The 25,661-nt window shown below is 47.6% G+C and carries 25 protein-coding genes; 13 read left to right on the top strand and 12 right to left on the bottom strand.

What is annotated here, in order from left to right; translation table 11 throughout:
* Positions 1 to 198 precede the first annotated feature (198 nt).
* On the top strand, positions 199 to 1,074 hold the full coding sequence (gene rluB, locus EFER_RS08485) for a 23S rRNA pseudouridine(2605) synthase RluB (RefSeq protein WP_001291206.1): 876 nt from the start codon (positions 199 to 201) through the stop codon (positions 1,072 to 1,074).
* Between the two features lie 107 nt (positions 1,075 to 1,181).
* On the opposite strand, the gene cobO is transcribed toward rluB, so the two are convergent.
* Together cobO and EFER_RS08475 are read right to left on the bottom strand one after the other, a co-directional pair.
* Positions 1,182 to 1,772, bottom strand: coding sequence for a cob(I)yrinic acid a,c-diamide adenosyltransferase (cobO, locus tag EFER_RS08480; protein ID WP_001278875.1), 591 nt, complete (start codon positions 1,770 to 1,772; stop codon positions 1,182 to 1,184).
* The gene (locus tag EFER_RS08475) at positions 1,769 to 2,527 is read right to left on the bottom strand and encodes a YciK family oxidoreductase (RefSeq protein ID WP_000559252.1); all 759 of its coding nucleotides are present in this window, start codon (positions 2,525 to 2,527) and stop codon (positions 1,769 to 1,771) included. Before EFER_RS08475 ends, cobO begins: the two co-directional genes overlap by 4 nt.
* Positions 2,528 to 2,750: 223 nt before the next feature.
* Here EFER_RS08475 and sohB point away from each other — a divergent pair, with 223 nt between their 5' ends.
* Positions 2,751 to 3,800: a protease SohB gene (gene sohB, locus EFER_RS08470; protein WP_000422030.1), complete on the top strand. Its 1,050-nt coding sequence runs from the start codon at positions 2,751 to 2,753 to the stop codon at positions 3,798 to 3,800.
* Positions 3,801 to 3,834: 34 nt separating this feature from the next.
* Here sohB and EFER_RS08465 read toward each other — a convergent pair whose 3' ends face one another.
* A complete protein-coding gene (locus EFER_RS08465) occupies positions 3,835 to 4,086 on the bottom strand; it encodes a YciN family protein (RefSeq protein ID WP_001224304.1) in 252 nt (83 codons plus the stop codon).
* A 381-nt stretch (positions 4,087 to 4,467) separates the two neighbouring features.
* Here EFER_RS08465 and topA point away from each other — a divergent pair, with 381 nt between their 5' ends.
* The 6 genes from topA to acnA all read left to right on the top strand — a co-directional run bounded on the left by topA (position 4,468) and on the right by acnA (position 12,104).
* The gene (gene topA / locus EFER_RS08460; RefSeq protein WP_000513601.1) at positions 4,468 to 7,065 is read left to right on the top strand and encodes a type I DNA topoisomerase; all 2,598 of its coding nucleotides are present in this window, start codon (positions 4,468 to 4,470) and stop codon (positions 7,063 to 7,065) included.
* A 208-nt stretch (positions 7,066 to 7,273) separates the two neighbouring features.
* Positions 7,274 to 8,248 (top strand): HTH-type transcriptional regulator CysB, encoded by a 975-nt coding sequence (cysB, locus tag EFER_RS08455; RefSeq protein WP_000776238.1) that lies wholly within the window; start codon positions 7,274 to 7,276, stop codon positions 8,246 to 8,248.
* A 320-nt stretch (positions 8,249 to 8,568) separates the two neighbouring features.
* Positions 8,569 to 8,697 (top strand): YmiA family putative membrane protein, encoded by a 129-nt coding sequence (locus tag EFER_RS08450; RefSeq protein ID WP_001139018.1) that lies wholly within the window; start codon positions 8,569 to 8,571, stop codon positions 8,695 to 8,697.
* A gap of 3 nt (positions 8,698 to 8,700) precedes the next feature.
* Positions 8,701 to 8,868 (top strand): hypothetical protein, encoded by a 168-nt coding sequence (locus EFER_RS24430; RefSeq protein ID WP_000258625.1) that lies wholly within the window; start codon positions 8,701 to 8,703, stop codon positions 8,866 to 8,868.
* Between the two features lie 290 nt (positions 8,869 to 9,158).
* Positions 9,159 to 9,254 (top strand): small membrane protein YmiC, encoded by a 96-nt coding sequence (gene ymiC, locus EFER_RS24565; RefSeq protein ID WP_223663846.1) that lies wholly within the window; start codon positions 9,159 to 9,161, stop codon positions 9,252 to 9,254.
* A gap of 174 nt (positions 9,255 to 9,428) precedes the next feature.
* Complete coding sequence (gene acnA / locus EFER_RS08445) at positions 9,429 to 12,104, top strand: aconitate hydratase AcnA (protein WP_000099441.1); 2,676 nt, start codon at positions 9,429 to 9,431, stop codon at positions 12,102 to 12,104.
* Between the two features lie 60 nt (positions 12,105 to 12,164).
* Here acnA and ribA read toward each other — a convergent pair whose 3' ends face one another.
* On the bottom strand, positions 12,165 to 12,761 hold the full coding sequence (gene ribA, locus EFER_RS08440) for a GTP cyclohydrolase II (protein WP_001176286.1): 597 nt from the start codon (positions 12,759 to 12,761) through the stop codon (positions 12,165 to 12,167).
* A 188-nt stretch (positions 12,762 to 12,949) separates the two neighbouring features.
* On the opposite strand from ribA, the gene pgpB reads away from it, so the two are divergent.
* The 5 genes from pgpB to yciH all read left to right on the top strand — a co-directional run bounded on the left by pgpB (position 12,950) and on the right by yciH (position 16,603).
* Positions 12,950 to 13,714 carry a phosphatidylglycerophosphatase B gene (gene pgpB, locus EFER_RS08435; RefSeq protein ID WP_000948638.1) on the top strand — a complete coding sequence of 255 codons (765 nt, stop codon included), beginning with the start codon at positions 12,950 to 12,952 and terminating at the stop codon, positions 13,712 to 13,714.
* 150 nt (positions 13,715 to 13,864) lie between these two features.
* Positions 13,865 to 14,173: a LapA family protein gene (locus EFER_RS08430; RefSeq protein WP_000876276.1), complete on the top strand. Its 309-nt coding sequence runs from the start codon at positions 13,865 to 13,867 to the stop codon at positions 14,171 to 14,173.
* 6 nt (positions 14,174 to 14,179) lie between these two features.
* Positions 14,180 to 15,349 carry a lipopolysaccharide assembly protein LapB gene (lapB, locus tag EFER_RS08425; protein ID WP_000891386.1) on the top strand — a complete coding sequence of 390 codons (1,170 nt, stop codon included), beginning with the start codon at positions 14,180 to 14,182 and terminating at the stop codon, positions 15,347 to 15,349.
* A 190-nt stretch (positions 15,350 to 15,539) separates the two neighbouring features.
* Positions 15,540 to 16,277, top strand: a complete 738-nt coding sequence (pyrF, locus tag EFER_RS08420; RefSeq protein ID WP_000204706.1) for an orotidine-5'-phosphate decarboxylase — start codon at positions 15,540 to 15,542, stop codon at positions 16,275 to 16,277.
* Positions 16,277 to 16,603, top strand: coding sequence for a stress response translation initiation inhibitor YciH (gene yciH, locus EFER_RS08415; protein ID WP_001000060.1), 327 nt, complete (start codon positions 16,277 to 16,279; stop codon positions 16,601 to 16,603). The genes pyrF and yciH overlap by 1 nt, the downstream gene beginning before the upstream one ends.
* 121 nt (positions 16,604 to 16,724) lie before the next feature.
* On the opposite strand, the gene osmB is transcribed toward yciH, so the two are convergent.
* From osmB to sapF, 8 genes are all read right to left on the bottom strand, one after another.
* Complete coding sequence (gene osmB, locus EFER_RS08410) at positions 16,725 to 16,943, bottom strand: osmotically-inducible lipoprotein OsmB (RefSeq protein ID WP_000498252.1); 219 nt, start codon at positions 16,941 to 16,943, stop codon at positions 16,725 to 16,727.
* Between the two features lie 274 nt (positions 16,944 to 17,217).
* Positions 17,218 to 17,967, bottom strand: coding sequence for a DNA-binding transcriptional regulator YciT (gene yciT, locus EFER_RS08405; RefSeq protein WP_001088600.1), 750 nt, complete (start codon positions 17,965 to 17,967; stop codon positions 17,218 to 17,220).
* 52 nt (positions 17,968 to 18,019) lie between these two features.
* A complete protein-coding gene (locus EFER_RS22950; protein WP_000462225.1) occupies positions 18,020 to 18,196 on the bottom strand; it encodes a YciZ family protein in 177 nt (58 codons plus the stop codon).
* Positions 18,197 to 18,350: 154 nt separating this feature from the next.
* Complete coding sequence (gene pdeR, locus EFER_RS08400; RefSeq protein WP_000706843.1) at positions 18,351 to 20,342, bottom strand: cyclic di-GMP phosphodiesterase; 1,992 nt, start codon at positions 20,340 to 20,342, stop codon at positions 18,351 to 18,353.
* Positions 20,343 to 20,565: 223 nt separating this feature from the next.
* On the bottom strand, positions 20,566 to 22,500 hold the full coding sequence (locus EFER_RS08395; RefSeq protein ID WP_000484962.1) for an exoribonuclease II: 1,935 nt from the start codon (positions 22,498 to 22,500) through the stop codon (positions 20,566 to 20,568).
* A 67-nt stretch (positions 22,501 to 22,567) separates the two neighbouring features.
* Positions 22,568 to 23,722, bottom strand: coding sequence for a CMD domain-containing protein (locus EFER_RS08390; RefSeq protein ID WP_000437922.1), 1,155 nt, complete (start codon positions 23,720 to 23,722; stop codon positions 22,568 to 22,570).
* 221 nt (positions 23,723 to 23,943) lie between these two features.
* On the bottom strand, positions 23,944 to 24,732 hold the full coding sequence (gene fabI, locus EFER_RS08385) for an enoyl-ACP reductase FabI (RefSeq protein ID WP_000506495.1): 789 nt from the start codon (positions 24,730 to 24,732) through the stop codon (positions 23,944 to 23,946).
* Positions 24,733 to 24,853: 121 nt separating this feature from the next.
* Positions 24,854 to 25,660: a peptide ABC transporter ATP-binding protein SapF gene (sapF, locus tag EFER_RS08380; RefSeq protein ID WP_000230466.1), complete on the bottom strand. Its 807-nt coding sequence runs from the start codon at positions 25,658 to 25,660 to the stop codon at positions 24,854 to 24,856.
* Position 25,661: the final 1 nt, after the last annotated feature.

Below are 25,661 nucleotides of genomic sequence, written 5' to 3'. Positions count from 1 at the left end.
ATCGAAACAAGCTTTAACCATAAAGATAGTGTAGTATGTTGCGCCTCAAAGCCAGGCCAGTTAAAACGTCGAGTCGTTTACTTAAGGCCTGGAGAGTTCAAACAGACTTTACTATCAGTGAGTCAGATGTAAGTTCTGACTCATTGTTGCACAAAAGCATATCAGACGCCTGGGAAGGCGACACCAAAAGGAAGCTCTATGAGCGAAAAGCTACAGAAAGTGCTGGCGCGTGCCGGCCACGGTTCTCGCCGTGAAATCGAATCTATTATTGAAGCCGGTCGTGTGAGTGTTGATGGCAAAATTGCTAAACTCGGCGATCGTGTTGAAATTACCCCTGGATTGAAAATCCGTATCGATGGTCACCTGATTTCGGTACGTGAGTCCGCTGAACAAATTTGTCGCGTTCTGGCCTATTACAAACCGGAAGGTGAGTTGTGTACCCGTAACGATCCGGAAGGGCGTCCAACGGTATTTGACCGTCTGCCAAAGCTGCGTGGCGCACGCTGGATTGCCGTAGGTCGTCTGGACGTTAACACCTGTGGTCTGCTGCTGTTCACCACCGACGGTGAGCTGGCAAACCGTTTAATGCATCCAAGCCGTGAAGTTGAACGTGAATATGCCGTGCGTGTATTTGGTCAGGTTGACGACGCGAAACTGCGTGATTTGAGTCGTGGCGTGCAGCTGGAAGATGGTCCGGCAGCCTTTAAAACCATTAAGTTCAGCGGCGGCGAAGGGATCAACCAGTGGTACAACGTTACTCTGACCGAAGGCCGTAACCGTGAAGTTCGTCGTCTTTGGGAAGCTGTTGGTGTGCAGGTGAGCCGTCTGATCCGCGTGCGTTACGGTGATATCCCACTGCCGAAAGGTCTGCCACGCGGTGGCTGGACTGAGCTGGATCTTGCCCAGACTAACTATCTGCGTGAGCTGGTGGAACTACCGCCAGAAACCAGCTCTAAAGTTGCTGTAGAAAAAGACCGTCGTCGTATGAAGGCGAATCAAATTCGTCGTGCGGTGAAACGTCACAGCCAGGTCAGCGGCGGTCGTCGTTCTGGTGGACGTAATAATAACGGTTAATTTAAGTTAAGTATTAAATAAAGGCCCTGCGGCGCCTTTTCTTCATTTGAAGCCATTCAGTATCTAAAATTAGCACCTCAAGAGGCGAACTTTTGAGGTGCTTTCACTTAATAATCAATCCCGATTTGCGCCTTAACACCGGCATCAAACGCATGTTTGACGGGGCGTAATTCACTTACCGTATCCGCCAGTTCAAGAATATCCCGATGACAACCACGACCCGTGATAATCACCGTCTGTTGATGTGGACGTTCATTTAACGCCTGCACCACTTCATCCAGTGGTAAATAGTCATACGCCACCATATACGTCAGCTCATCGAGCAAAACCATATCCAGTGAAGCATCTGCCAGCATTCGTTTGGCATGTTGCCAGACTTCACGGCAGGCCGCGGTATCAGATTCGCGGTTTTGCGTATCCCAGGTAAAGCCCGTTGCCATCACTTGAAACTCAACGCCGTGTGGTTCCAGCAGATTTCGTTCGCCATTAGGCCAGGTGCCTTTAATAAACTGCACGACGCCCACTTTTTTTCCGTGACCAACTGCGCGTGTTGCCGTACCAAATGCTGCGGTGGTTTTGCCTTTTCCATTGCCGGTAAAGACGATGATAATACCGCGTTCATCCTGGGCCTGGGCCACACGGGCATCCACTTTATCTTTTACACGCTGCTGACGCTGTTGGTAGCGTTCATCACTCATTGGGATATTCCTGGTTTACGGCCCGGTTGGGCGTCAAAGGTCATGCCGGTTTTACGGCGGCTGTCATCGCCCATCAGCCAGAGGTAGAGCGGCATGATATCAGCGGGTGTTTTAAGTTTCTGTGGATCTTCGGTCGGGAAGGCGCTGGCCCGCATTGCGGTGCGCGTACCGCCTGGGTTAATACAGTTAACGCGCAGACGTTGCTGATATTCATCGGCCAGTACCTGCATCATCCCTTCGGTGGCAAATTTCGATGCTGCATATGCGCCCCAGTTTGCACGCCCCTGACGTCCAACGCTTGATGAAGTAAAGACCAGTGAACCAGCGTCCGATTTGAGTAATAAAGGAAGCAGTGCCTGGGTGAGCATAAAGGTGGCATTAACGTTGACCTGCATGACGTCCTGCCAGACCTGCGGATTTTGTTCGCTCATTGGGCAAACATCGCCGAGCAACCCGGCGTTATGCAGCACGCCGTCCAGTCGTGGATAATTTTCAGAAATTTGGGCGGCCAGATGATAACAATCCTCAGATGAACAGGTAAGTAAGTCGAGGATATACCATTGGGTCTTGCGATCTGTTTCTTCGGTTATGGCTTTTGCCACCTGGCGTAATTTATCTTCGTTTCTTCCCAGTAAAATAACCGTTGCACCATAGCGCGCGTATGTTAGCGCTGCTTCACGACCAATACCGTCACTTGCTCCGGTGACCAGAATAATACGATCGTGCAATAAATCTTGTTTGGGTTGGTAATGCATCACGACTCCCTAACGGTCCAGCGGATCGTTTTGCCAGTTGGCTTTTTGTTACGACTTTGTGGTGTTATGCCTGAAACCCTCTATTTTTTCAATCAGCGGACGGAGATAAGGCGAAATATGAATATTTTGGCATTATTTGATTTGAGAAGATTCCCTGCGAGACGATGAAAAAGACCTGTTGTAAACTGAGCGAAAATTGCGTTGATAAACCAAGGTGGGACTTGTGGAATTGTTGTCTGAATATGGGCTTTTTTTAGCGAAAATCGTGACAGTTGTGCTGGCTATCGCCGCGATAGCCGCCATTATTGTCAATGTTGCGCAAAAGAATAAACGTCAGCGTGGAGAGCTGCGTATTACCCGGTTGAGCGAACAATATGAGGAGATGAAGGAAGAGCTGGCTACGGCGTTGATGGATGCACATCAACAGAAAATCTGGCACAAGGCGCAGAAGAAAAAACATAAACAAGAGGCCAAACTGGCAAAAGCGAAAGCCAAACAAGGTGAGACGCTTAGTTCAGATAAACCACGAGTATGGGTTCTGGACTTTAAAGGCAGTATGGATGCCCATGAAGTCACCGCTTTACGGGAAGAAATAACGGCTGTACTGGCAGTATATAAACCGCAGGATCAAGTGGTGGTTCGCCTGGAAAGCCCTGGCGGCGTGGTACACGGTTATGGTTTGGCAGCGTCACAGTTACAGCGGTTGCGAGATCACAATATTCCTTTGACTGTCACTGTTGATAAAGTAGCCGCCAGCGGTGGTTATATGATGGCCTGCGTGGCAGATAAAATTGTCTCTGCACCGTTTGCTATTGTTGGCTCCATTGGCGTGGTGGCGCAATTGCCTAACTTTAATCGCTTCCTGAAAAGCAAAGATATTGATATTGAGCTTCACACTGCGGGGCAATATAAACGCACATTGACGCTGCTGGGTGAAAATACCGAAGAAGGGCGCGAGAAATTCCGCGAAGAGCTGAACGAAACGCATCTGCTCTTTAAAGATTTTGTGAAGCGTATGCGTCCGTCTCTGGATATTGATCAGGTGGCAACAGGTGAACACTGGTATGGTCAACAGGCGCTGGAAAAAGGTCTGGTGGATGAAATTAATACCAGTGATGACGTAATTCTCGGCCTGATGGATGGTCGTGAAGTGGTCAATGTTCGTTATATGCAGCGCAAAAAGCTGCTGGACAGATTCACCGGAAGCGCAGCTGAAAGTGCGGACCGTCTGTTGCTACGCTGGTGGCAGCGTGGGCAAAAACCATTGATGTAAAAACAAACGCGAGGTTCAGGCCTCGCGTTTTGCTTTAATCAACAAGGTGATATTTTTCAGACAGTACGTGCGCGAGATGTTTAAACATATTAAATACGGCAGTACTTTTAGCAGTAGGTAATCCTTGCTCGTCTAAAAAGTAATCGCCACTGAAAACCAGAACACCATTGCGTTCAGTTACATCAGTAGCTTCAATTCCGGCCAGTGTATCCTCATGCTCACGGATGATTTTATTGGCTTCCTTGAGCAGTGTTTCACGATCGATGGGTTGAGTATCTTTGCGCATTATTTACTCCTTAAACAAGGACATTAGTCTACGCTCGGGAGATGAGATGGGCAAATATTCCGGTATTAACCCCAGGGTCTAAACACTGGCAAGATTTGCTTTTGAATGCTAATACAGTTGCGTAACGGATTTTATCAGGTACAGTGTGACGCTTTCGGCAAACTGGTAACAGATTTGCTTGACATTCGACCGAATTTCCGTCGTGCTATAGCGCTTGAAAACCCGACCTGTTAACTCAGTCACCTGACTCTATAGAGCACAAAGTCAGTATAAGGGGTTGATATCCGCCAGTTGCGAAACCATATCGACGTTTCGTCGCCAGCGGAAGGTGAATCAACGTGCGACGCATTCCTGGAAGAATCAAATTAGGTAAAGGTGAATATGGGTAAAGCTCTCGTCATCGTTGAGTCCCCGGCAAAAGCCAAAACGATCAACAAGTATCTGGGTAATGACTATGTGGTGAAATCCAGTGTTGGTCATATCCGTGATTTGCCGACCAGTGGCTCAACCGCTAAAAAGAGCGCCGACTCTACCTCCACCAAAACGGCTAAAAAGCCTAAAAAGGATGAACGTGGCGCTCTGGTCAACCGTATGGGGGTTGATCCATGGCACAACTGGGAGGCGCACTATGAAGTGCTGCCTGGTAAAGAGAAAGTTGTCTCTGAACTCAAACAATTGGCTGAAAAAGCCGATCACATCTATCTCGCAACCGACCTTGACCGCGAAGGGGAAGCCATTGCCTGGCACCTGCGGGAAGTAATTGGTGGTGATGATGCGCGCTATAGTCGCGTTGTCTTTAATGAAATCACGAAAAACGCGATTCGTCAGGCCTTTGAAAAGCCTGGAGAGTTAAATATTGATCGTGTAAATGCCCAGCAGGCGCGTCGCTTTATGGACCGCGTGGTGGGATATATGGTCTCTCCACTGCTGTGGAAAAAGATCGCCCGCGGTCTCTCCGCGGGAAGGGTACAGTCCGTTGCTGTTCGTCTGGTGGTGGAGCGTGAGCGTGAAATTAAAGCCTTCGTCCCGGAAGAATTCTGGGAAGTAGACGCTAATACCACGACGCCTTCTGGCGATGCACTGGCATTACAGGTTACTCATCAGAACGACAAACCGTTCCGCCCGGTCAACAAAGAACAAACTCAGGCTGCGGTAAGTCTGCTGGAAAAAGCGCGCTACAGCGTGCTGGAACGTGAAGACAAACCGACAACCAGTAAACCTGGCGCTCCTTTTATTACCTCTACGCTGCAACAAGCTGCCAGCACCCGTCTTGGTTTTGGCGTGAAAAAAACCATGATGATGGCGCAGCGTTTGTATGAAGCAGGCTATATCACTTACATGCGTACCGACTCCACCAACCTGAGTCAGGACGCAGTAAATATGGTTCGCGGTTATATCAGCGATAATTTTGGTAAGAAATATCTGCCGGAAAGTCCGAATCAGTACGCCAGCAAAGAAAACTCACAGGAAGCGCACGAAGCGATTCGTCCTTCTGACGTCAATGTGATGGCGGAATCGCTGAAGGATATGGAAGCAGATGCGCAGAAACTGTACCAGTTAATCTGGCGTCAGTTCGTTGCCTGCCAGATGACCCCAGCGAAATATGACTCCACGACGCTGACCGTTGGTGCGGGCGATTTCCGCCTGAAAGCACGCGGTCGTATTTTGCGCTTTGATGGCTGGACGAAAGTGATGCCTGCGCTGCGTAAAGGCGATGAAGATCGTATCTTACCGGCAGTCGATAAAGGCGATGCTCTGACGCTCGTTGAACTGACACCAGCCCAGCACTTTACCAAGCCGCCAGCCCGTTTCAGTGAAGCATCGCTGGTTAAAGAGCTGGAAAAACGCGGTATCGGTCGTCCGTCTACCTACGCGTCGATCATTTCGACCATTCAGGATCGTGGCTATGTGCGAGTAGAAAATCGTCGTTTCTATGCGGAAAAAATGGGCGAAATCGTCACCGATCGCCTGGAAGAGAATTTCCGTGAGTTAATGAACTACGACTTCACCGCACAGATGGAAAACAGCCTCGACCAGGTGGCAAATCACGAAGCAGAGTGGAAAGCTGTACTGGATCACTTCTTCTCGGATTTCACTCAGCAGCTTGATAAAGCTGAAAAAGATCCGGAAGAGGGTGGTATGCGCCCAAATCAGATGGTTCTGACCAGCATCGACTGCCCGACCTGTGGTCGCAAAATGGGGATTCGTACCGCCAGCACGGGGGTATTCCTGGGCTGTTCCGGCTATGCGCTGCCACCGAAAGAGCGTTGCAAAACAACCATTAACCTGGTACCGGAAAACGAAGTTCTTAACGTGCTGGAAGGCGAAGACGCAGAAACCAACGCTTTGCGCGCCAAACGTCGTTGCCCGAAATGTGGCACGGCGATGGACAGCTATCTCATCGATCCGAAACGTAAATTGCATGTCTGTGGTAATAACCCAACCTGCGACGGTTACGAAATCGAAGAGGGCGAATTCCGCATTAAAGGTTATGACGGGCCGATCGTTGAGTGTGAAAAATGTGGTTCTGAAATGCACCTGAAAATGGGGCGCTTCGGTAAGTACATGGCCTGCACTAACGAAGAGTGTAAAAACACGCGTAAGATTTTACGTAATGGCGAAGTTGCGCCGCCGAAAGAAGATCCAGTTCCACTGCCAGAGCTGCCGTGTGAAAAATCGGATGCTTATTTCGTGCTGCGTGACGGTGCTGCTGGCGTCTTCCTTGCGGCTAACACCTTCCCGAAATCGCGTGAAACACGTGCGCCGCTGGTGGAAGAACTTTATCGCTTCCGCGACCGTCTGCCAGAAAAACTGCGCTATCTGGCGGATGCACCGCAGCAGGACCCAGCTGGTAATAAATCGATGGTCCGCTTTAGCCGCAAAACGAAGCAGCAATATGTCTCTTCGGAAAAAGAGGGTAAAGCTACTGGATGGTCCGCATTCTACATTGATGGTAAGTGGGTCGAAGGTAAGAAATAATTACCCACGGTAGCCAACTCCTCCAAAAGGGTCGCGGATGCGACCCTTTTTCGTGTAATTTCACTATTTTTTAATACTATCTATACAGCAAAGATATAAATGATATAGTGGTTATAGTTATCACTTTTCTTATTATTAAATCGTATTAGTGTCTCCTGCGAGACGGCTAAAAAACGATGAAGCGCTGGCACTAATTGGATGGTTTAACATGAAATTACAGCAACTTCGCTACATAGTTGAGGTGGTTAATCACAACCTTAATGTCTCCTCAACCGCTGAAGGGCTTTACACGTCGCAACCAGGTATCAGTAAACAAGTAAGAATGCTGGAAGATGAGTTGGGTATTCAGATTTTTGCCCGCAGCGGTAAACATCTTACCCAGGTCACTCCTGCAGGGCAGGAAATTATCCGCATTGCTCGTGAAGTTCTGTCGAAAGTTGATGCCATTAAATCTGTGGCAGGTGAACATACCTGGCCTGATAAAGGTTCGCTATATATAGCCACCACTCACACACAGGCACGATATGCATTACCTGGTGTGATTAAGGGCTTTATCGAGCGCTATCCGCGCGTTTCTTTGCATATGCACCAGGGCTCGCCCACGCAGATTGCTGAAGCGGTTTCAAAAGGGAATGCAGATTTTGCTATTGCTACGGAAGCTCTTCACTTGTATGAAGATTTGGTTATGCTGCCTTGTTATCACTGGAATCGCTCGATTGTGGTGACACCAGAACACCCGTTAGCCACAAAAGGCTCCGTAACCATTGAAGAACTGGCGCAATACCCGCTGGTAACCTATACCTTTGGCTTCACCGGTCGTTCGGAGCTGGATACCGCTTTCAATCGTGCCGGGTTAACGCCGCGCATTGTTTTTACCGCCACTGATGCAGATGTTATTAAAACTTATGTTCGTTTAGGACTGGGTGTCGGGGTGATCGCCAGTATGGCAGTGGATGATGTTGCCGATCCAGACCTGGTGCGTGTTGATGCTCACGATATATTCAGTCACAGCACTACCAAAATCGGTTTCCGTCGTAGTACTTTTTTACGTAGTTATATGTATGATTTTATTCAGCGTTTTGCGCCACATTTAACACGTGATGTTGTTGATGCTGCCGTAGCATTGCGTTCTAATGAAGAAATTGAAGCAATGTTTAAAGACATCAAATTACCGGAAAAATAATCATTACCATTTTTATTCGGTATCTTTTTTTTAAAGATATCGAATATTTTCCTTTTTCATGACTCTTATCGCAAAAAAATAAAACCATGAATTTAACAAGGTAATTTTGGACTCAAAATAGTGGTTAAATACTCCTCTCGCAAATTTTGGCACTCATTTATTTAATTCCGCTCAAAAGATTGATTTATTCACTGGAAACGATTCGTAAATTGACTGGATTTTTGACTAAAGTTTATTTAGGATTTGTCTCATTGGATGATTAATTGTACCGATTAATTGGTGCGGAAATGATAAGTAATGTCGATTTGGAGAGGTCAGTAATGCCATCCGGAAACCAGCAACCACGCAGGGATCCTGAACTTAAACGCAAAGCATGGCTTGCCGTATTCCTCGGTTCTGCGCTGTTCTGGGTTGTTGTTGCTCTGTTGGTCTGGAAAGTGTGGGGATAATTGATGGTTACTCAGGAACAACAGCAGATAACTCCATTAGTTAAAACATGTGACTCCTCAGAGTACATACCGAACGGCATGGTTACCTGTATTCCCGAAAGCTGGGAGTTAACACCACAACAGCGTGCATTTATTGAAATGTGCGACGAAGATGAATTGCCAAAACAATAATAAATTCGTTCTGATTTACCCTAAATAATTCGGGTGGCAAGCGAGTGAGTTCGCAGGAGCTTGATTTCCGTAAATGAATCAGGGGTCGCATGAGTGAATTCGAACGTTGTTTGCAGTGGCTCTGTAAGAGAGGAAGCCCATGGATGGACTGAATAACCCACAGCCACAACACATACAACTTGAAGCATGGCGGGTATATATCATCAGTTTTCTGATTTTACTCATACACCACAGCAATACACGTTGAGAATATCTCAATACTGGTCCTAAAAATTGTCATGGTGTCGCCGATGAATACGACAAATATGAAGTACTGGTCATGGATCGGAGCGTTTTCGCTGTCATTCCTTTTCTGGGCTGAATTAATCTGGTACGTCTCTCGCTAATTCTTCCAAAATACTGCCGCCCGATGGTGTATCAACCATCGGGCTTACTCCTGACAGTTTCTCCCTCTTTTAACCTTTTGAGTTGTTATCAAAACGTTACATTTAGTTTGTGTTATCTTTAATACTACCCTGAGGAGAATCAGGGCATCGCAACCCTGTTATTAAGGAGGAGCTATGTCGTCAACCCTACGAGAAGCCTGTAAGGATACATTGCAGACGAATGATAAAACTTACCACTACTACAGTCTGCCCCTGGCCGCAAAATCAGTGGGTGATATTTCCCGTCTACCCAAGTCTCTCAAAGTACTGCTGGAAAACCTGCTACGTTGGCAGGATGGCGATTCTGTCACAGAAGAAGATATCCAGGCATTGGCCGGATGGTTGAAAAATGCCCATGCTGACCGTGAGATTGCGTATCGTCCGGCACGAGTTCTGATGCAAGATTTTACAGGTGTTCCGGCGGTGGTAGACCTGGCCGCCATGCGCGAAGCTGTAAAACGCTTAGGTGGTGATACTGCAAAAGTAAATCCACTGTCACCTGTTGATCTGGTTATTGACCACTCTGTAACTGTTGACCACTTTGGTGATGATGAAGCATTTGAAGAAAACGTGCGCCTGGAAATGGAGCGCAACCATGAGCGTTACGTTTTTCTGAAGTGGGGACAACAGGCCTTTAGTCGCTTTAGCGTTGTGCCGCCGGGAACAGGTATTTGCCATCAGGTGAATCTGGAATACCTGGGTAAAGCGGTATGGAGTGAATTACAGGATAAAGAATGGGTGGCCTATCCTGACACGCTGGTAGGCACCGACTCCCATACCACCATGATTAATGGACTTGGTGTACTGGGATGGGGCGTGGGAGGAATCGAAGCAGAAGCAGCGATGTTAGGGCAACCTGTTTCAATGCTCATCCCCGATGTTGTGGGATTTAAACTCAGCGGAAAATTACGTGAAGGAATAACCGCAACCGACCTTGTATTGACGGTCACTCAAATGCTGCGTAAGCATGGTGTTGTGGGTAAATTTGTTGAATTTTATGGTGATGGACTGGATTCGTTACCGCTGGCAGATCGCGCAACTATTGCCAACATGTCACCAGAATATGGTGCAACATGTGGTTTTTTTCCTATTGATGGCGTCACGCTGGAATATATGCGCTTAAGCGGTCGCAGTGAAGATCAAATTCAACTGGTCGAAGCATATGCCAAAGCACAAGGAATGTGGCGTAATACCGGTGATGAACCGGTATTTACCAGTACATTAGAACTGGATATGAATGATGTCGAAGCCAGTCTTGCGGGGCCCAAACGTCCTCAGGATCGAGTTGCGTTGGCCGATGTACCAAAAGCCTTTGCAGCCAGTAGCGAACTTGAGTTGAATACAGCACAAAAAGATCGTCAGCCAGTCGATTATGTGATGAATGGTCACCATTATCAGTTACCTGATGGCGCCGTGGTGATCTCGGCGATAACTTCCTGTACTAATACCTCCAACCCCAGCGTTCTGATGGCTGCAGGATTACTGGCGAAAAAGGCCGTCACTCTTGGTTTGAAGCGACAGCCATGGGTTAAAGCCTCCCTGGCACCGGGCTCAAAAGTTGTCTCTGATTATCTGGCAAAAGCTAAGCTGACGCCGTATCTGGACGAATTAGGCTTTAATCTGGTGGGCTACGGTTGTACTACTTGTATTGGTAACTCTGGCCCATTGCCTGAACCTATCGAAAGTGCCATCAAAAAAGGCGATCTTACTGTGGGGGCGGTGCTTTCCGGTAACCGTAACTTTGAAGGCCGTATTCACCCCCTGGTTAAAACCAACTGGTTGGCTTCACCACCTCTGGTGGTCGCTTATGCGCTGGCGGGAAATATGAACATTAACCTGGCGAAAGATCCGCTGGGGCATGACCGCAAAGGCGATCCGGTTTATCTGAAAGATATCTGGCCTTCAGCACAAGAGATTGCCAGGGCTGTCGCGCTGGTTTCTTCTGAGATGTTCCGCAAAGAGTACGCTGAAGTGTTTGAAGGCACGCCGGACTGGAAAGCTATCCAGGTTGAACGTTCAGCAACTTATGAATGGCAACCTGACTCCACTTACATTCGTCTGTCACCGTTCTTCGACGAAATGGAGGCCACTCCCGCGCCAGTGCAGGATATTCACGGTGCACGGATTCTGGCAATGCTGGGAGATTCTGTAACAACTGACCATATTTCTCCGGCGGGAAGTATCAAACCTGATAGTCCAGCAGGACGTTATTTGCAAAGCCGTGGTGTAGAGCGTAAAGATTTCAACTCCTATGGTTCACGACGTGGTAATCACGAAGTGATGATGCGCGGAACGTTTGCCAATATTCGTATTCGCAATGAAATGGTGCCGGGCGTGGAGGGGGGAATGACGCGTCATATACCAGGAACTAATGTGATGCCTATTTACGATGCGGCAATGCTCTACCAGCAGGAAAAAACGCCACTGGCGGTGATAGCGGGTAAAGAGTATGGCTCCGGCTCCAGTCGTGACTGGGCGGCAAAAGGGCCTCGTTTACTGGGGATACGTGTGGTGATTGCGGAGTCTTTTGAGCGCATTCATCGCTCTAACTTGATCGGTATGGGGATATTGCCACTGGAGTTTCCACAAGGTGTGACACGCAAAACCCTGGGGTTGACCGGTGAAGAGATGATAGACATTGCCGACCTGCAAAATTTACAGTCAGGTGCGACAATTGAGGTGAAATTGACACGAGCTGATGGCAAACAAGACGTAATCCCTTGCCGCTGCCGAATCGACACAGGCACGGAACTTACCTATTACCAGAACGATGGCATATTGCACTATGTGATACGTAATATGTTGAGTTAACTAATAAAAATGCCCGCAGGTACATAACCAGCGGGCATTAATAGCTCTACATTCAGGGCGTTATTCTGTTTTACCTAACAGATGTCCCATTTTTGCGGCTTTGGTATCAAGATAATGTGCGTTTTTGGGATTCCGTCCGACAATTAACGGAACGCGCTCAACGATATTAATCCCTGCTTCGGTGAGAATTTCGACTTTCTTGGGATTATTGGTGAGGAGACGAACAGCATCGACCCCAAGGAGCTTAAACATATCAGCACAGAGGGTAAAATCGCGCTCGTCTGCTGCGAAACCTAACTGATGATTAGCTTCGACAGTATCGTACCCCTGATCTTGCAACGCATAGGCACGAATCTTATTCAATAAACCAATATTTCGACCTTCCTGACGGTGATAAAGCAATATACCGCGTCCTTCTTCAGCAATATGCGTTAGCGCAGCTTCCAGTTGAAAACCGCAATCACAGCGCAAGCTGAATAATGCATCACCGGTCAGACATTCAGAGTGAACGCGAGCCAGTACAGGCGTCTGGCCTGAAATATCGCCAAAAACCAAAGCGACGTGGTCATGTCCGGTTGCCAGTTCTTCAAATCCCACCATCAGGAAATCGCCCCATGGGGTAGGCAGTTTGGCCTCTGCCACTCGTTTAAGCTGCATGTAAATCTCCAGATAAAGCTGGTGTCTTCGCCTGTTGGCTATTCAATTTTGTTATTTTGCCATAATGTTAAGGACTTCTCCTAATTGCCGCCAACAAAACAATTCTAGAATGGCACAAATCTGTCAATTTTCCCGGCCAGCAGAAATTTCAGTTATGATTGGGCAACTTACCGACAAAAGGAGTGTTCATGCTTTCTATTGCAAAGCGTACAACAGTTGGGGCTGCGCTATTATTAGTTATGCCGCTGGCCGCGTGGATTTCTGGCTGGCATTGGCAACCGGAAGAAGAGAGTCGCTGGCTGAAAGTCCTTTTTTGGGTGACAGAAACGGTGACGCAACCCTGGGGGATTATCACCCATACTCTACTTTGTGGCTGGTTTCTCTGGTGTCTTCGTTTTCGTTTAAAAGCGGCGGTGATGCTGTTTGTGATTCTGGCGGGGGCTATTTTGATCGGGCAAGGGGTAAAATCCTTGATCAAAGATAGTGTGCAAGAGCCACGTCCCTTTGTACTCTGGTTGGAAAAAACGCATCATATCCCGGTCGATGAGTTCTACACTTTAAAGCGGAAGGAAAGAGGAGAGTTGGTCAAAAAACAACTCACTGATCAACTTCATATACCTGTTTTTTTACGTCAACACTGGCAAAAAGAAACTGGCTTTGCGTTTCCATCCGGGCATACCATGTTTGCGGCCAGCTGGGCACTGTTAGCAATTGGGTTGTTATGGCCACGCAGAAGGACACTAACAATCGCAATTTTGCTGGTTTGGGCAACGGCTGTCATGGGGAGCCGTCTACTGTTAGGTATGCATTGGCCGCGTGATCTGGTCGTCGCGACATTGATTTCCTGGCTACTGGTGACGTTGGCAACATGGCTTGCGCAGCGACTTTGTGGACCATTAACACCACCGCCGGAAGAGAAGTATGAGATTGCTCAGCGGGAAGAAGAAAGCTAACAGTGGTTGATTTTCCGCATTAAGCCTATAAATCAGTAACCAGACTGATTGTTTTCCATTTCGCAGACGCCCTGAAAATGGTAATTTAGAAGGCTAATTGCGTTAAATTGAACATAATTTATTCGCTCTAACCACATAACGGGAAGTAATGTGAAATATTTACTCATTTTCTTACTGGTGTTAGCGATTTTTGTGATTTCGGTAACATTGGGTGCGCAAAACGACCAAATAGTGACGTTTAATTATTTGTTGGCACAGGGTGAGTTTCGCATCTCAACCTTACTGGCTGTATTGTTTGCCGCTGGTTTTGCTATTGGTTGGTTGATTTGTGGCCTTTTCTGGCTGCGTGTTCGCGTTTCTCTTGCTCGTGCTGAACGTAAAATTAAACGCCTGGAAAATCAGCTTTCGCCTGCGACCGACGTTGCGGTAACGAATACTACGCCGGTTGTGAAGGAATAATTATCTATGCTGGAGTTGTTGTTTCTGCTGTTACCTGTTGCCGCTGCCTATGGCTGGTATATGGGGCGCAGAAGTGCGCAACAAACAAAACAGGAGGAAGCTAACCGCCTGTCGCGTGATTATGTCGCCGGGGTTAACTTCCTTCTGAGTAACCAACAAGATAAAGCGGTGGACCTGTTCCTCGACATGCTGAAAGAGGATACCGGTACCGTTGAAGCCCATCTCACCCTCGGAAACCTGTTTCGCTCTCGCGGTGAAGTAGACCGTGCCATTCGTATTCATCAGACATTAATGGAAAGCGCCTCGTTAACCTACGAACAGCGATTGCTGGCGGTGCAACAACTTGGCCGTGATTACATGGCTGCCGGGTTATATGACCGGGCGGAAGATATGTTTAATCAGTTGACGGATGAAACAGATTTTCGTGTTGGCGCATTGCAGCAATTACTGCAAATTTACCAGGCAACCAGCGACTGGCAAAAAGCGATTGATGTTGCTGAACGACTGGTAAAACTGGGAAAAGAAAAACACCGTATCGAAATTGCGCATTTTTATTGCGAGTTGGCACTGCAACTGATGGCGAGTGATGATCTGGACCGGGCCATGGCTTTACTGAAGAAAGGAGCTGCAGCAGATAAAAATAGTGCTCGCGTATCCATCATGATGGGACGGATCTTTATGGCGAAAGGCGAGTTTGCTAAAGCCGTTGAAAGCCTGCAACGCGTCATTGCTCAGGATAAAGAGTTGGTTAGCGAAACGCTGGAAATGCTGCAGACCTGCTATCAGCAACTGGGTAAAAATGATGAGTGGGAAGAGTTCCTGCGTCGGGCTGTAGAGGAGAATACGGGAGCTGCTGCAGAACTTATGCTTGCCGATATTCTTGAGACGCGTGAAGGGCGTGATACCGCACAGGTTTATATAACCCGCCAGTTACAGCGTCATCCCACAATGCGTGTTTTTCACAAATTAATGGACTATCACCTTAATGAAGCAGAAGAAGGGCGTGCGAAAGAGAGTTTGATGGTCCTGCGTGATATGGTGGGTGAGCAGGTACGTAGCAAACCGCGTTATCGCTGTCAGAAATGTGGCTTTACAGCTTATACGCTGTACTGGCATTGCCCATCCTGCCGTGCATGGTCAACAATCAAACCAATTCGTGGTCTTGATGGTCTGTAATTAATAAAAAAACCATTATATTAGTTACAACATCCTTGCAGATGATAATGTAGACAAACTTTGGCATCATCACCTGTAAACAGTCCTTACAGGTAAACGTGCCTGTTAATTTTTTGATACTACAGGTAGAATGCACGCCGTTTACCCATTTTGCGCCGCAGATGGTGCCCATCATTAAGAAGGTCTGGTCATGACGTCTACAGCTTCATCTTCTTCTCGTATTGTCACTGATTCCCCCATTGTTGTTGCTCTTGATTATCATAATCGCGAGAACGCACTGGCATTTGTCGACAAAATTGATCCGCGCGACTGTCGTCTGAAAGTGGGTAAAGAGATGTTTACCCTCTTCGGGCCACAGTTCGTGCGTGAATTACAGCAACGTGGTTTCGACATCTTTCTCGATTTGAAATTTCATGATATCCCAAATACTGCTGCACATGCGGTAGCTGCTGCTGCAGACCTGGGGGTATGGATGGTGAACGTTCATGCATCGGGTGGGGCGCGCATGATGACCGCAGCCCGCGAAGCGTTACTCCCGTTTGGTAAAGACGCACCGCTTTTGATTGCCGTGACTGTCCTGACCAGTATGGAAGCCAGTGATTTAGCAGATCTTGGCGTGACAGTGTCACCTGCACAATATGCGGAACGTCTGGCTGGGTTAACCCAAAAATGTGGTCTCGATGGCGTAGTTTGTTCAGCTCAGGAGGCAGTGCGTTTTAAACAGGCATTCGGTGAGGATTTTAAACTTGTTACGCCGGGAATTCGTCCACAAGGTAGTGCTGCTGGAGATCAGCGCCGTATTATGACGCCAGAACAGGCACTGGCAGCAGGCGTAGATTATATGGTTATTGGACGCCCGGTAACGCAATCTGAAGATCCTGCCCAGACACTGAAAACCATCAATGCATCTTTAAAAGGACATGGATGATGAATGATTCAAATAGCCGCCTTGTTTACTCAACTGAGACAGGGCGTATTGATGAGCCCAAAGTTGTAGCTGAACGCCCGAAAGGAGATGGGATTATACGTATTCAACGTCAAACCAGTGGTCGAAAAGGTAAGGGCGTTTGTTTGATTACAGGTGTTGATCTCCCTGATGCAGAACTGGCTAAGTTGGCAGCAGAGTTGAAGAAAAAATGTGGCTGTGGTGGATCTCTTAAAGACGGTATAATTGAAATACAAGGCGATAAGCGAGATTTAATTAAAACTTTGCTGGAAGCCAAAGGTATGAAGGTTAAACTGGCTGGTGGTTAAAAATTAAAGCCACGGTTTAAACATCGTGGCTTTAAATTTCATAATGCAATTATTTCGTTTCACAAAAATAATGACTGTAAAACGTTCATTACCAATTTAAATAATCGCTAATTATTTACGATTATTTACCTACCTGATGACCGATAATACCACCAACTGCGGCACCACCTAATGTACCCAGTGTGCTACCATCAGTTAATACCGCGCCGCCAAGGGCACCCGCACCCGCACCAATAGCCGTATTACGGTCGCGTTTGGACCAGTTAGAACAGGCGCTCAGGGACATCGCTAAAGTAATAGCCAGAACAGCGGCAGTCATTTTTTTGCTCGTTACAAACATAATACTTTCTCCTGAATTAAAGATTCACGGAAATAAGCTCCCTTTAACTATAGTAAATATGACAGCAGATAAAGAGAATTCCGGGAAGCCGAGTTGCGCAGGGGTACTTTAATCACGCTGGTGATAGTAACTTCCTGTTATATCGCTAATATTAATTTTACAACGCTGGTATGTTAAAGACAGGTAAAAAGTCTTAATTAAGGGATAAGATAAATCTCAGAGAGTAGATGATTTGCCAGAAGGCAAATCATCAAGATATATCGGGGAAACACGTTTATTTTATGTCAACGATATCAACCGCCAACCCTGAATCCTCCATATACTTTTGGGCATCGGGAGATATTTTGGCATCGGTGATGACGCGGTTAAATTTGTGGACTGGACCGAGAGGATAAGGGTGTAACGCACCAAACTTGGAACTATCGGTAAGTACAATGGCTTCAGCACCTTTCTCCAGAACCGCATTGACCACGTCAGAACGCATCATATCGCGGCCAGTAAAACCAGTTTCTGCTTGCCAACCGTCTATGCCAATGAATGCCTTACTAAAATGAACCTGCTGTAAGAACTGGCGGGTGAGTGGCCCAACCATACTTTCGCTTTTTTTCTGGTAGATGCCGCCGAGAAGAATAATTTCACAAGGTGTTTCTTTCAGAAGATGGGCGATATAGCTACTGACAGTGATGATGGTGACATCTTTCTGCTCTGCCAGCGCCCTGGCAAGCAGAGCATTGCAACTGCCGTTTTCGATAAACACGGACTCGCCAGGGTTCACCAACGTAGCAGCGTACTGTGCCAGCTTATGCTTGAGCGTGTAATTGCTCATCATCCGCGTTTCGACATCATCGCTGTCCAGCGATACGGCGTAACCGTGGGCACGGCGTAAAAAGCTCATTTTTTCAAGGGCATTAAGATCTTGTCGGATGGTTACCTCAGAAACACCCGTCACTTTGGCGAGTTTTGCTACGCTAACCTGACCCTTATCAATGACCATCTGTAATATTGTTTGCTGTCGAGAATTCATGGTTTTAGTTTTAATATCGGAGTAATTCAGGAGTGAACCGCATGGGTACGCATTAAATTTCCCATGGAGATTTAGGCGTGCCACTCTGAGCGTTATCTTTAACTTTGCTTAATAATTCCGCCTTAAGAATCTCAAGATTATGAATGGCGGAATGGGTATCTCCAGCCACAAGGATATCCAGCACTGTGTCAATTCTTTCGGCGAGGCGTTGCGCATCAAGTTCAAACATATCGTCATCCCTATGACTAAAAAGTTACAAGATTTAATGATGCAAAAAATGCGACTAAAAGAGAAGTGGAAAATTGCCCGGATAATAGTTAATTGGCAAAATTATGTATTGCGTCATCATTTTCTTTGCATGTAGTTAATCATCTCCAGCGAGTTCAACGCATTGTTTTATTTAAATAACGCTTATACCAACGCTCAAAGGCTACAGCAGGCATGGGTTTGGCAAACAAAAAACCTTGTCGTTCGTTAACGCCATTTTTCGTCAGGAAAGCATCCTCTTTCACGCTTTCAACACCTTCGGCAATGACTTGCAGGTTAAGTGCCTGAGCAACCGCCACAATCGCCCTCACTAACGACTGAGAAACAGATTGCTTGTGTATATTGCGAACAAAGGCCTGATCGAGTTTTATGGCATCTATAGGAAAACGTGCCAGTTGTGACAGTGATGAATATCCCGTACCAAAATCATCCAGGTGCACCTGCGCCCCGAGGCGGCTAAATTGCTGAATGACAGACAACGCCAGTGCTTCATTTTCGAGCAGACAGCGTTCGGTTAATTCTACGTCGATAGGGCAGTATTCAAAATCAAGCTCATGCAAAACTTGTTTCAGATAGGTAAAAATAGTTTGGTCTGCCAGTTGGCGAGCAGAAATGTTGACCGCTACACGTAAATTAATTCCTTTGCTTCGCCATTTTGCCACCTGGCGCACTACATCAAGAATGACCCAGCGACCAAGCGGAACAATTAATCCTGATTCTTCTGCATAAGAGATAAATTCACCCGGAGGAATGAGTCCACGCTCAGGCGACTGCCATCGTACCAGCGCTTCGAGACTGCGCACTTCTCCGCGCCAAGTGACCTTTGGTTGATAGTGAATCAGCAGTTGATCATTCTCCAGAGCTTTACGTAAGTTAGTGTCCAGCCACAAATACTCAAAAACACGCTGATTCATTTCGGGAGAAAAGACACAGAATTGACCTCGACCGCCTTCTTTAGCGGTGTACATGGCCGTATCGGCGCTCCGGATAAGACTGTCGCTGTCATGACCATGCAAAGGTGAAAGTGCAATGCCAACCGAGCAGCCGGTCTGTACTTCAATCAAACCAATACGAAAAGGTAAGCGCAGGCGCGTAAGAATACGAGATGCCATGGCTTCAAGCGCACCTTGTGAAGTGTCTGGTGCCAGGACGATAAACTCATCACCACCATGACGTGCCAGCGTCTGATCGTTATCGAGACAACTGAGTATGGCCAATGCAACGGCTTGCAGCAGTTGGTCACCAAACATATGGCCGTAAGCATCGTTCACTTTTTTGAAATTATCGAGATCGAGATAAACAATGCCGACCTGAGCGTTTGTAGTCTGAACGATAGCATTATCGATCAACTCATGAATAGCGTTACGATTAGGAAGCCCGGTAATCGTATCTGTATTGGCGAGTACCCGCAGACGTTCCTGGGCCACACGCTCCTCAGTGATATCAGTCCCCGAACAGATTAAATAAATTTCATTTTTACCACTGCCGCTATGAATGAATTTATTGCGAAAAAGGAACAGGCGTTGTCCTTTACGGGTTTTGATCCAGCGTTCAACTTCCCATGCGTTTCCACTACGGAAAAAAACGTCAATGTTACGTCGGGAGGCTGCAGCTTCCCGACGACTCATAAAGAGTTTGAATACGCTTTGACCAATGACTTCATGTTCTTTTAAACCGGTATATTCTTCGCATAAGCGATTAAATCGTTGAATGTTGCCCCGGCTGTCGAGGATCAAAATGGCTGAGTTCGCTTCGGAGACAACCTGTTCAGCAAAAGAAAGCCCGTGCATTAAGTCACGAGCAACAGAAGGGGTATCATGCCATGCGGATGCGCTGCCTGCCCATTCACGCTTATTGATTTTGCGTCCAACCAGATGAACTGAAACATCACTTTCTTCCAGCGGTAGCGTCATCATCATACTGGAAGTAATAACCGTCATTTCACGAATACGGTTAGCTTGTTCAGGAGATAACTCAATGGTGCGTTCAGATTCTGCTGCTTCAATCGTCGAAAGATGCAGAACATTACAGTTATCTGACAAACGCCAGAAAGGAGTGTGAGTACCCAAATAGTTATACAACGTGGCAGGCTCCATAACGATTTTCATGATCTACACCATCTTGTTGCAAGCACATACCGCAGCTATCAGCGATGATTAAGATTAGGTGATGTAAAGAGAACGTATTGTTTTATTTATACAATTAGTTGTAATTCAGATTGGGGAAAAAGCATAGTTACGGGGAAAAATAGTTTTGTGTAACTTATGGAATGAGGAGTGAACGAGGAATTAAACGGCCTTCCCACTGGAAGAAGACCGTTCAGTAATGATATCAGGCGACCGGACGGGCAATAATGCTGCGGGTTTCCATACGTACTTCGGCGATGGTGACATCAATGACATCTGTCACTTTGTACACTGTCTCGCCTTTAATTTGCACGGTGCCGTTCTCTTGACTGCATACCAGTTCATCACGAACAGCGTGCAGGAAAGGGGCAGGGATAAATGCAACTGCACCATTGTCAACCAACCGTACACGCATACCACCACGGCTAATATCAATGATTTCTGCGGCGAAGCGAGTGTCTGTGCCCGCTTTATCTTTCAGGAATCGCGCATACAGCCAGTCACCGACATCACGCTCAGCCATGCGGTTAAGGCGACGGCGTTCGGTCATTTGGACAGTCGTTTCATCCTGAGGGCGGCTGGCAGTTTCGCCTTTAATTGCCGCTTTCAGTAAACGATGGTTGATCATGTCGCCATATTTACGAATAGGTGACGTCCAGGTGGCGTAAGCCTCAAGCCCCAGGCCAAAATGTGGCCCTGGTTGAGTACTAATTTCAGCAAATGACTGGAAACGGCGAATACGGCTGTCAAGAAAACCTGACGGTTGGGCATCCAGTTCGCGGCGCAGTTTACAAAAACCTTCCAGAGTCAGCACTTCTTGCGCATCGACGTGCAGACCGTGAGTTTTCAGCAGCGCAGCCAGAGCATCAGCATTAGCGGGATCAAAGCCCATATGAACGTTGTAGATCCCAAAACCGATTTTGTCGCGAAGTACTCGAGCAGCACAAATATTGGCTGCGATCATGGCTTCTTCAACGATACGGTTGGCGATACGACGCGGTTCTGCAACGATATCCAGCACTTCGCCTTTTTCACCCAGGATAAAGCGATAATCAGGACGATCTTTAAATACGAGTGCATGGTTATGACGCCACTCACCGCGACGCTGGCAGATTTGCGCCAGCAGACGGATTTGTTCTGCAATGGCATCATTTTCCGGTTGCCAATTCCCACTGTTTTCCAGCCAGTCAGAAACCTCGTCATAGACCAGTTTCGCTTTAGACTCGATAGTTGCAGCAAAGAATTCAATATCGTCTTCGATGGTGCCATCTGCGGCGATAGTCATCCGGCATGCCAGCGCCGGGCGAACTTCAAATGCACGCAGTGAGCAAAGATCGTCAGACAATTCGCGCGGCAACATGGGAATATTGAAGCCCGGCAAGTAGTTGGTAAACGCGCGAATTTTTGCCACGTTATCCAGCTTGCTGCCTTCAGCAATCCAGGCAGTAGGATCTGCAATTGCGACTGTTAATTGCAGTTTGCCATCAGGTAGTGCTTCAGCATACAGCGCATCATCCATGTCTTCAGTGCTGGCGCTATCGATAGTGACAAAGTTAAGGGCGGTCAAATCCTGACGCACCAGACCTTCATCAAGCATTTCGGTTGCCACGCCGTTTGGTGCTTCACGTTCAAGATTATGGCGGGCGAGGGTGACCCACCACGGTACAAAGTGGTCATCACCAAAAGTAATAAATTGGGTTAATTCGGCGTAGAAAGAGCGATCGCCTTTCAGCGGATGGCGGCGCATTTCCGCAACTGCCCAGTCGCCTTCTTTGAATTGATGATCAACACCACGTGCCGCACGGCAAGGAATGGCATCTTTCAATAACGGATGGTCAGGCACAATAGACAAACGATCATTTTTGCCCTGAACTTTGCCCACAAAGCGAGTCAGGAACGGTTCGACCAGTTCTTCCGGCTCCGCAGATTCGCGATCTTTTTCGCTATGGATCACTGCAATTATCCGATCGCCGTGCATAACTTTTTTCATTTGCGGCGGTGGGATGAAATAACTTTTTTGTGCATCGACTTCCAGGAAGCCAAAGCCTTTTTCGGTGGCTTTTACCACCCCTTCAGCACGTGGCGTCTGGGAATGAAGTTGCTGTTTTAGCTGCGCTAGCAGCGGGTTGTCCTGAAACATATTCGTCTATTTTCGTGGCCAAAAGAGCGGCTGACAGTTTTACGCGATTCTGTCTGTTGCGGCAAGGCTAATATGTTTCACCCAAGCCGATTTTTAATCGATTAATCCATCCGTATAGCCCACAGCAAGCTAACACATGAATAGCGTTTGCCGAGGACAACTCCTGATGACATAAGAGCTCGAATTGATCAGTGCTAAAGCGGTCAGGAGCTATGGTCAATAGCTGAATCGCCTGAAGGCCATTTCGCAATTCAAGGCGCCCATTGATCCATTGTTTTATTTCTTTTTCGTCTGCGCGTAATACCGATCTAAATTCAGACAGTTCAGATAAAGTTATCCTGCTATTAAAGCAATCAACACTGCCATTAATCCGCGAAACCAGCAGTGCGGTGAAATCTGCCAAAGGTGAAGCAGGGAATAATAGCGCCAGTGCATTCACGATTTGACGAGACAGCGTAAGCAGTTCTGGTTCCCTTGCCAGTACCGGTGCAAGGTGGCGTAAGTCTGGGATGTCCGCGCAGGATGCAAGAGAATCCAACTGCTGTTGACTGGCATTAGATTCGTCCACAAGAGGGAATGCTGAGCGCCACCGGGTGTGCTGTTGTTGAAAGAGCGAAGTATCGGCAAACTGTTGTGTATCCTGTCCAGGGAGCCACCGTGCAGGTTGTGACAGATACGCCTGAAAAGCAGCAATCACACGTGCCTGAAAGCCCACGAAGCCGATAATCAAATTGATGATCAACATATCTTTTTCCGACAGACCCACATCGTTTAATTGTTGGCGTGACCGTGTATTAATTACCGCAGGTGATGAGGCCAGTTGTCGGGCGTATTGGGTGATTTGCGCCAGGCGATGATTACTTTCTCTGGATGAATCCGGGCCAGGAAGAGGGGCCAGCCGCGCAGCATAATGATTACACAGCCGTTGCACACCACATACCTGAGCGACAGTCAGAGCGGTACTCATTCGCTCGTAAAGGCTGAAGCTATGCAATTTGCTCAGTGTTATTGCCTGTGGGAATAATTGGTTTGCCAGTTGCCGGGATGGGGAAAGCCACGCCTGAAAGGGCATTTGTTCATTCTCGCTTAGCGCCAAATCCAGCAAAAATTTATCCGTACAGTTAGCGGCCTCGGGCACCAGTGGCAGCGGATCGTGAGGTGATGTGCTGGATTGGGTTTCATGATACCAGTGGCTTTTGCCTGTAATACGGCGTTGTTCCATGGGCTTTCCTTGGTCTTAAAGCGGGATGAATATCCTGACGCAAGGTGAGAAAGTGATAAAAGATTGATAAGAGATATGAAATATCAGAATGGTATATACAAAATGTGGGCGACGGAATCGTCGCCCGGCATATAAGTTGCGTGTGCTACGCCAGCGGGTTATCGCCCCTTCAGAGCCACTGGCGTTTTGTCCTGCAACCCGAATTATTTAGGGTATAAAACTTATTTCAGTTCCAGCTCGTTCATTGCAGCGATGCTGAAACCGCCGTCAACGTGAACAACTTCACCGGAGATACCCGCGGAGAGATCAGAGCACAGGAATGCAGCAGAGTTACCTACATCTTCGATGGTAACAGTACGGCGAATCGGCGTAACGGCTTCACAATGTGCCAGCATTTTACGGAAATCTTTGATACCAGAAGCTGCCAGTGTACGAATCGGACCTGCAGAAATAGCGTTCACACGTACGCCTTCCGGCCCCATCGCATTTGCCATATAACGCACGTTCGCTTCCAGAGACGCTTTCGCCAGACCCATAACGTTATAGTTAGGGATAGCACGCTCAGCACCCAGATAAGAGAGTGTCAGTAGGGCGGAACCTGGATTCAGCATAGAACGGCACGCTTTAGCCATTGCTACAAAGCTGTAGGAGCTGATGTCGTGAGCGATTTTAAAGCCTTCACGGGTAACGGCGTTCACATAGTCGCCATCCAGTTGGTCGCCAGGGGCAAAACCGATGGAATGAACAAAACCGTCAAATTTCGGCCAAACATTACCCAGTTCAGCGAACATAGTGTCGATGCTGGCATCTTCTGCAACATCACACTGCAGAACGATGTTTGAACCCAATTGAGCTGCAAATTCTTCTACGCGGCCTTTCAGTTTATCGTTCTGGTAGGTGAATGCCAGTTCAGCTCCTTCGCGGTGCATCGCCTGAGCGATACCGTAGGCGATGGACAGTTTGCTGGCAACACCGGTTACCAGAATGCGCTTACCGGAAAGAAAACCCATAGCTTTAATCCTTATGTAATTGTTGTGGCGGTCAGACAGATTTCCTGACCGACCGTCGTTAAAACGCGGCGATTCTATCACGAGACTACAGGAGAGTTAATCCGACCACTGCATCAAGATACTAGCGATCTTTTCGCCATGCGTCTGCAGTTAGTGCTTCGCCGAAATGACCGGCGATAAGTCGTTTGGTTAATTCATGTAATGGCGAAGCGAGCACATCGGCAGTGCTCCCACGCTCAACTACTTCTCCCTGATGCATGACCAGTACCTGATCACTGATATGCTTCATCATCCCAATGTGCTGGGTGACATAGATATAAGAGATACCTTGTTTTTCCTGTAACTCCAGCATCAGGTTGATTAACTGCGAACGCATCGACATATCCAGAGACGCCAGTGCTTCGTCGGCAATAATCACCTTTGGGCGTAAAATTAACGCCCGGGCAAGCCCCAGACGCTGCTTTTGCCCTGGTGCCAGCATATGCGGATAGTAACTTACGTGGTCGGGCAACAAACCGACCATCCGCATAGTTTCTATAATCTGCTTTTGCCTTTGTTCTGGTTCCAGATCGGTATTCAAACGGAGCGGGAAATCCAGAATCTGCGAAATACGTTGCCGTGGATTCAACGATGTTGAGGGATCCTGAAAAATCATGCGAATACGCTGGCTACGGAATGAATAATCCCCAAAATGTAGCGGATGATCGTCGATCAACAATTCACCGCTGGTAGGCTCTATCATTCCGGCCAGCATTTTTGCCAGCGTCGATTTGCCAGAACCGTTCTCGCCAATAATCGCCAACGTCTGGCGTTCACGTAGCGTAAAACTTAGCGGTTTGACTGCTTCTACGGTTTGACGACGAAACCAGCCGGTCCGGTAGCGGAACGTTTTACTCAGATTACGTACTTCGAGTAGGGTTTCGACCATC

This window comes from Escherichia fergusonii ATCC 35469, assembly GCF_000026225.1.
In the GTDB taxonomy this organism is placed as follows: Bacteria; Pseudomonadota; Gammaproteobacteria; order Enterobacterales; family Enterobacteriaceae; genus Escherichia; species Escherichia fergusonii.
Note: the sequence above shows the minus strand (reverse complement) of the source record. Positions and strands in the feature narration are given on the sequence as shown.